This is a genomic window from Roseibium sp., assembly GCF_050301095.1.
Taxonomy (GTDB): Bacteria; Pseudomonadota; Alphaproteobacteria; order Rhizobiales; family Stappiaceae; genus Roseibium.
In genome coordinates, this window is sequence record NZ_JBNKYW010000103.1 from 22,744 (window position 1) to 29,565 (window position 6,822).

Below are 6,822 nucleotides of genomic sequence, written 5' to 3' on the forward strand. Positions count from 1 at the left end.
GCGCGAGAGCGGGGTGCCCTCGCGCGTTTTCTGGTCTTCTCTGAAGGAAGAGTCGCTTATTCAGCGTCTTCCTTCGGGATTTCCTTGCCGGTCTCCTGGTCGACGACCTTCATGGACAGGCGCACCTTGCCGCGCTCGTCGAAGCCCATGAGCTTGACCCAGACCTTGTCGCCTTCCTTGACCACATCGGTGACCTTGCCGACCTTGCGCGGAGCAAGTTGTGAGATGTGGACGAGGCCGTCCTTGGCTCCGAAGAAGTTCACGAAAGCGCCAAAGTCGACGCATTTCACGACCGTGCCTTCGTAGATCATGCCCACTTCCGGCTCTGCGGCGATGGAGTTGATCCAGTTGACCGCCGCCTTGATGGCCTTGCCGTCGGCAGAGGCGATCTTGACGGTGCCGTCGTCCTCGATGTTGACCTTCGCGCCGGTCTTTTCCACGATCTCGCGGATGACCTTGCCGCCGGAGCCGATGACTTCACGGATCTTGTCGACCGGGATCTTCATGACTTCGATGCGCGGCGCGTGTTCGCCGAGTTCGGAACGTGCCTCGGTGATGGCCTTGCTCATTTCACCCAGGATGTGGATACGGCCGTCCTTGGCCTGACCCAGAGCGACCTTCATGATCTCTTCGGTGATCCCGTCGATCTTGATGTCCATCTGGAGAGAGGTGATGCCTTCGGAAGTACCGGCCACCTTGAAGTCCATGTCGCCGAGGTGGTCTTCGTCACCCAGGATGTCGGACAGAACCGCGAAACGGTCGCCTTCCTTGATGAGACCCATGGCGATGCCGGCAACCGGTGCCTTCAGCGGAACGCCTGCATCCATCAGGGAGAGCGAGGTGCCGCAGACGGTCGCCATGGAGGACGAACCGTTGGATTCGGTGATCTCGGATACGACGCGGACGGTGTAGGGGAACTCGTGATGCGCGGGCATCATCGGGTTGATCGCGCGCCAGGCCAGCTTGCCGTGGCCGATTTCGCGGCGTCCCGGGGAGCCCATGCGGCCGGTTTCGCCCACGGAATAGGGCGGGAAGTTGTAGTGCAGCATGAAGTGGGACTTCACGGTGCCTTCCAGCAGGTCGATGAACTGCTCGTCTTCACCGGTGCCGAGGGTCGCGACCACGAGGCCCTGGGTTTCACCGCGGGTGAAGAGAGCCGAGCCATGGGCACGCGGCAAGATGCCGACTTCGGAATTGATCGCACGCACGGTGGACAGATCACGGCCGTCGATGCGGGTGCCGGTTTCGATGATGGCACCGCGGACGATCGAGGCTTCCAGCTTCTTGAACTGCTCGCCCAGAACCGTGGCTTCGACCGCTTCGCCTTCTGCGGCGTTGGTGATCAGCGCCTCGACAACCTTGGCCTTGGCGGCGTCGACGGCTGCCTTGCGCTCGGTCTTGGAGGTGATCTTGTAGGCCGCGGTCAGGTCGGCTTCGGCCATGGACTTGATCTGCCCGTAAAGGGCGGAATGGTCCGGCAGTACCAGCTCGCGCGGTTCCTTGGCGGCGGTTTCCGCCAGCTTGATGATCGCATCGATCACCGGTTGGAAGCCCTTATGGCCGAACATCACCGCGCCGAGCATGGTGTCTTCGTCCAGTTCCTTGGCTTCCGATTCCACCATCAGAACGGCGTCGTTGGTACCGGCAACGACCAGATCCAGGGAGCTTTCCGGCATGTCGTCGACCAGCGGGTTCAGAACATATTCGCCGTTAATGTAGCCGACGCGCGCACCACCGATCGGGCCCATGAACGGAACGCCGGAAAGGGTCAGGGCAGCGGAAGAGGCAACCATCGCCAGGATGTCCGGAGCGTTTTCCAGATCGTGCGACAGAACGGTGATGACCACCTGGGTGTCGTTCTTGTAGCCGTCTGCAAACAGCGGACGGATCGGACGGTCGATCAGGCGGGAGGTCAGTGTCTCGTGCTCGGACGGACGGCCTTCACGCTTGAAATAGCCACCCGGAATCTTACCGGCGGCAAATGCCTTTTCCTGGTAGTTCACGGTCAGCGGGAAAAAATCCTGGCCCGGGCGCGGTTCCTTGGCGGAGACTACCGTCGCCAGAACCTTGGTTTCGCCATAGGACGCCATCACGGCGCCGTCAGCCTGACGGGCAACCTTGCCCGTTTCGAGGACGAGCGGGCGTCCGCCCCACTCGACTTCTACACGATGTACATCAAACATCATCTGTCCTTACAGCTTTGCCCGCCCCGGCCGCTTTCGGTACGGCGCATATATGGCGGGCACGTTCCCGGTCGGCCCCGGATGGGCCGGTTACCGGCGGACAGGTCACGGGCAAGACAACGAGCTGCTTTCGATATCGGATGGTGAAAGAAGCCGGCAATCCTGCCCCATGACATGTCACGAGGTTTCTATAGAGCGTTTGCAATCAAATGGAAACGCTCAAGAGGTCTGTGGCGCGTTTCCACTTGCGAATGCGGTAATTTCTTTCGCGGGAAACGCTTCAAAAGGAAAAACGCGGCGGGCATTCCACCCACCGCGTCTCAGTTTTCAGGATCTTAGCGGCGAATGCCAAGACGCTCGATGAGCGACTTGTAGCGCTCTTCGCTTTTGCCGCGCGTGTAGTCCAGAAGGGACCGGCGCTGCGCAACCATCTTCAGAAGGCCGCGGCGGGAGTGGTTGTCCTTGCCATGTGCCTTGAAGTGTTCGGTCAGGTTGTTGATCCGCTCGGTGAGGATCGCAACCTGGACTTCCGGAGAGCCGGTGTCGCCTTCCTTGGTCGCGAATTCTTTCATGAGCTCGGCTTTACGCTCTGCAGTAATCGACATCGCTCTTTCCTTTCAAAGAGTGGGGTCCGTTGACCGGACGCGTTGAACTGCCCGAAGGCCTGATCCGATTTTCTCCAGAGCCGAGATGTCGTTCAGCAAAGGATCCTTCCGGACGAACTGGGCGTCAGTGCCCAATGGCGGCGGTATATGGCAGAAAACAAGGGAAAAAGCCAGAGGATTCTTGGAGTCTGCCGCCAAAGCCAATTCTCAAAGATGAAACACCCGGGTCGGCTGGAACCGGCCCTTGTCAATTGAACCGATGGCGACCGGCACGTCGGCATGGCTGGCGAAGGCGACTTCCTGGTTGAGCGGCGCGTCGCGGCCGCGCAGCAAGATGGCCATGCCTTTGCGTATTTTCGCGGCGTCGTCGAGCGAGACCGGCACCTCGACAAGCTCGTCCATGGCATCGCGTACCGGCAGGATGAATTCGGCAACGAGCGCCCCGATGCCTTCGCCCTCGTCCAGCTCTTCAGCCGCTTCCAGGATCTCGTCCAGCTCGATCAGGTCGTCTTCGCCGAAGGGGCCGACCAGCAGGCGGCGCAGTTCGGTGACGTGGCCGCATGTTCCAAGACGGCGGCCGAGATCGCGGGCGAGCGCGCGCACGTAGGTGCCCTTGCCGCATTCGGCCTCGAAAACGGCCCGGTTCCCGTCCGGGCAAGCGACCAGATCCAGCCGGTGCACGTCGATGGGCCGGGCAGCAAGTTCCACCTCCTCGCCCTCACGGGCAAGGTCATAGGCACGCTCGCCCGCCACCTTGATGGCGGAGAATTTCGGCGGCACCTGCATGATGGTGCCGACGAACTCGGGCAGGACAGCCGAAATGGCGTCTGCGTCCGGCCGGACATCCGAGGTTGCCGTCACCTCGCCTTCGGTGTCGTCGGTATTGGTTTCCGCGCCCCAGGTCACCTCGAAGCGGTAGACCTTGCGCCCGTCCATGACGAAGGGAACCGTCTTGGTGGCTTCGCCGAAGGCCACCGGCAGCAGCCCCGACGCGCGCGGATCGAGCGTGCCGGCATGGCCGACCTTTTCCGGTGAAAAGATCCGCTTGATACGCCCCAGCGCCTCGTTGGAGGTCAGTCCGTACGGTTTGTCGAGGACCAGCCAACCGTTGATGGCGTTCTTTTTTCTTTTGACCTGTTTCTGACGTGCCATGGGTCTGCTCAATACATGAAGTGCTTCACAGTCCTTCAGATTGTCATCCCGGTTCGAGCCGCGCGAGAAACCGGGATCCAGTAATCCCGCTGTTCGCCGATCGTCCCGTGTCTCAATCCAGAAGTCTGCGGTTACTGGATCCCTGCCGGAGTTTATGCCCGCGAATGCGGGTGCAGGGATGACAAGCGGAATTGGGCCGGTCATCCGGCAAGCGGAGATTATTCCTCTTCGTCCGCACCCAGATCCCGGGCGACTCCCGGGGAGTGCAACAGGGTCTCGATGCGGTCGTCGTCATCGAAACGCGTGTCGAGCACGAAGCGCAGGTCCGGCATGTATTTCAGCGTCAGCCGGCGGGACACCTGACCACGCAGGAACTTGGCGCTGCGGTTGAGGGCCTTTTCGACGTTTTCCGCATTCTTGCCGCCAAGCGGCATGACCAGGCAGGTGGCCAGGCGCAGATCCGGCGTCATGCGCACTTCCGGGATGGTGACGATGACCCCGTCCAGGTCCGGATCGGAGAAGCCGCTGCGTGTCAGAATGTCGGACAGCTCCTTGCGCACCGTCTCGCCAACGCGCAGCTGGCGCTGTGACGGGCCACGGCTGTCCTGTCCGTGATGTCTTGCCATTTTTATTGTCCTTGCCACCGTCATTCCGTAGACGCGCCGGTCCTTGCGCGAACATCCGGTATCCAGCGTATATGCCGCGTCAAAAGCGGCGCAATCAGAAAAAGAGCGCGCTTTCGCGCGCCCTCTTGTCCTTTTCCGGATCAGCCTGCGGCTTGCCGCGGCTAGTCCCTGAATGTTGCGGCCAAGCGCCTGCGATCAGAGCGTTCTGGCGATCTGCTCGACGCGGAAACACTCGATGATGTCGCCCGGGCGCATGTCCTGGTACTTGACGAAGTTCATGCCGCATTCCTGACCGGATTCGACGGACTTGACCTCGTCCTTGAAGCGCTTGAGCGTGCCCAGTTCGCCTTCGTGGATGACAACGTCGTCGCGGATGAGGCGGACATTGGCGCCGCGTTCCACGACACCTTCGGTGACCAGACAGCCCGCCACCTTGCCGACCTTGGAGATGTGGAAGATTTCCTTGATCTCCGCATTGCCGAGGAAGGTCTCGCGGCGTTCCGGCGACAGCATGCCCGACAGGGCCGCCTTGATGTCGTCAACGAGGTCGTAGATCACGTTGTAGTAACGGATCTCGATGCCTTCGCGGGCGGCCGATTCACGAGCCTGCTTGTTGGCACGAACATTGAAGCCGAGGATCGGCGCCTTGGAGGCCAGGGCCAGAGTAACGTCGCTTTCGGTGATGCCACCGACACCCGACAGCAGAATGCGTGCGCCAACTTCCTCGTTGCCGAGTTCGTTGAGCGCATGGGCGATCGCTTCCGCGGAACCCTGCACATCGGCCTTCAGGACCAGCGGGAATTCCTTCTTTCCGGCTTCCTGCATGCCCTTCATTATCTGTTCGAGCGATCCCCTTGCTGCGGACGCAACCACGGAGGCCTTTTCGCGGATCTGGCGCTGGCGGTAGTCGGTGATCTCACGGGCGCGGGCCTCGTTCTCGACCACGGCGACCATGTCGCCGGCTTCCGGCGTTCCCTGGAAGCCCAGCACCTCGACCGGTTTGGCCGGACCTGCTTCCTTCACCTGGTTGCCGTTCTCGTCGAGCATGGCGCGGACGCGGCCCCACTCGGCACCGGCGACCAGAATATCGCCCGGCTTGAGGGTACCCTTCTGCACCAGAACCGTCGCCACCGGACCCCGGCCCTTGTCGAGCTGGGCTTCGATAACGATACCTTCCGCGGTGCGGTCAGGGTTCGCCTGAAGTTCCAGAACTTCCGACTGCAGCAGGATCATTTCCAGGAGCTTGTCGAGGCCCTGGCCGGACTTCGCGGAAACTTCCACGTCGATGACGTCACCGCCCATGGATTCCACAACCAGCTCTTCGCTGAGCAGCTCGGTACGGACCCGGTTGGGATCGGCTTCCGGCTTGTCCATCTTGTTGATCGCGACGATGATCGGCACGTCCGCCGCCTTGGCGTGCGCAACGGCTTCCTTGGTCTGCGGCATGACGCCATCGTCGGCGGCCACAACCAGGATCACGATATCGGTCGACTTGGCGCCGCGGGCACGCATCTGCGAGAAGGCAGCGTGGCCAGGCGTGTCGATGAAGGTGATCTTGTTGCCGTCCTGATCGACCTGATAGGCGCCGATATGCTGGGTGATGCCGCCGGCTTCGCCGGTGACCACCTTGGACTTGCGGATCGCATCGAGCAGCGAGGTCTTGCCGTGGTCGACGTGACCCATGATGGTCACCACCGGCGGGCGCGGCAAAAGCGTTGCCGGATCGTCTTCCTGGGTGAACAGGCCTTCTTCCACGTCGGCTTCGGAGACACGCTTGACGGTGTGGCCCATTTCCTCGGCGATCAGCTCGGCCGTGTCGGCATCGATGACGTCGTTGATCTTGAGCATCTGCCCCTGCTTCATCAGAAGCTTGATCACGTCGACGGCGCGCTCGGCCATGCGGTTGGCGAGTTCCTGGATGGTGATCGCTTCCGGCAGGGTGACTTCGCGGGAAATCTTCTCGCGCACCACCTGCTGCTGGCCGCGCTTGGCCTTTTCCTGCCGCCGGCGCATGGAAGCAAGCGACCGGGCCCTCTGGCCGTCGTCGCCGCCCGTGGCCGCGGAAATCGTCAGCTTGGAACGGCGGCGGTCATCACCACCACGCGGGCGCGTGGTCGGCGCCGGGGCCTGCTTGGGCCGCTTGACGGCGCGGAGGCCCTTGTTGCGGTCTTCTTCGGCGCCTTCCTCGCGGACCGGCTTCGGACGGGCCGCAGCCGGTTCCTTCCGCTTGCCCATGTCGTCGAGGCTCGGCGGTTT

At 62.1% G+C, this 6,822-nt stretch carries 5 protein-coding genes; all 5 read right to left on the reverse strand.

Annotated features, from left to right (window positions below):
• Nucleotides 1–56: 56 nt before the first annotated feature.
• Nucleotides 57–2,183 (reverse strand): polyribonucleotide nucleotidyltransferase, encoded by a 2,127-nt coding sequence (gene pnp, locus ACQY7U_RS09080; RefSeq protein ID WP_428643672.1) that lies wholly within the window; start codon nt 2,181–2,183, stop codon nt 57–59.
• Between the two features lie 335 nt (nt 2,184–2,518).
• Entirely contained in the window at nt 2,519–2,788 is a 270-nt protein-coding gene (gene rpsO, locus ACQY7U_RS09085; protein WP_296589056.1) for a 30S ribosomal protein S15, read from the reverse strand.
• Between the two features lie 207 nt (nt 2,789–2,995).
• Nucleotides 2,996–3,940, reverse strand: a complete 945-nt coding sequence (gene truB, locus ACQY7U_RS09090) for a tRNA pseudouridine(55) synthase TruB (protein ID WP_428643675.1) — start codon at nt 3,938–3,940, stop codon at nt 2,996–2,998.
• A 218-nt stretch (nt 3,941–4,158) separates the two neighbouring features.
• A complete protein-coding gene (rbfA, locus tag ACQY7U_RS09095; protein ID WP_428643677.1) occupies nt 4,159–4,566 on the reverse strand; it encodes a 30S ribosome-binding factor RbfA in 408 nt (135 codons plus the stop codon).
• Nucleotides 4,567–4,761: 195 nt separating this feature from the next.
• The coding region (infB, locus tag ACQY7U_RS09100) for a translation initiation factor IF-2 (protein WP_428643680.1) at nt 4,762–6,822 on the reverse strand (2,061 nt) is incomplete at its 5' end.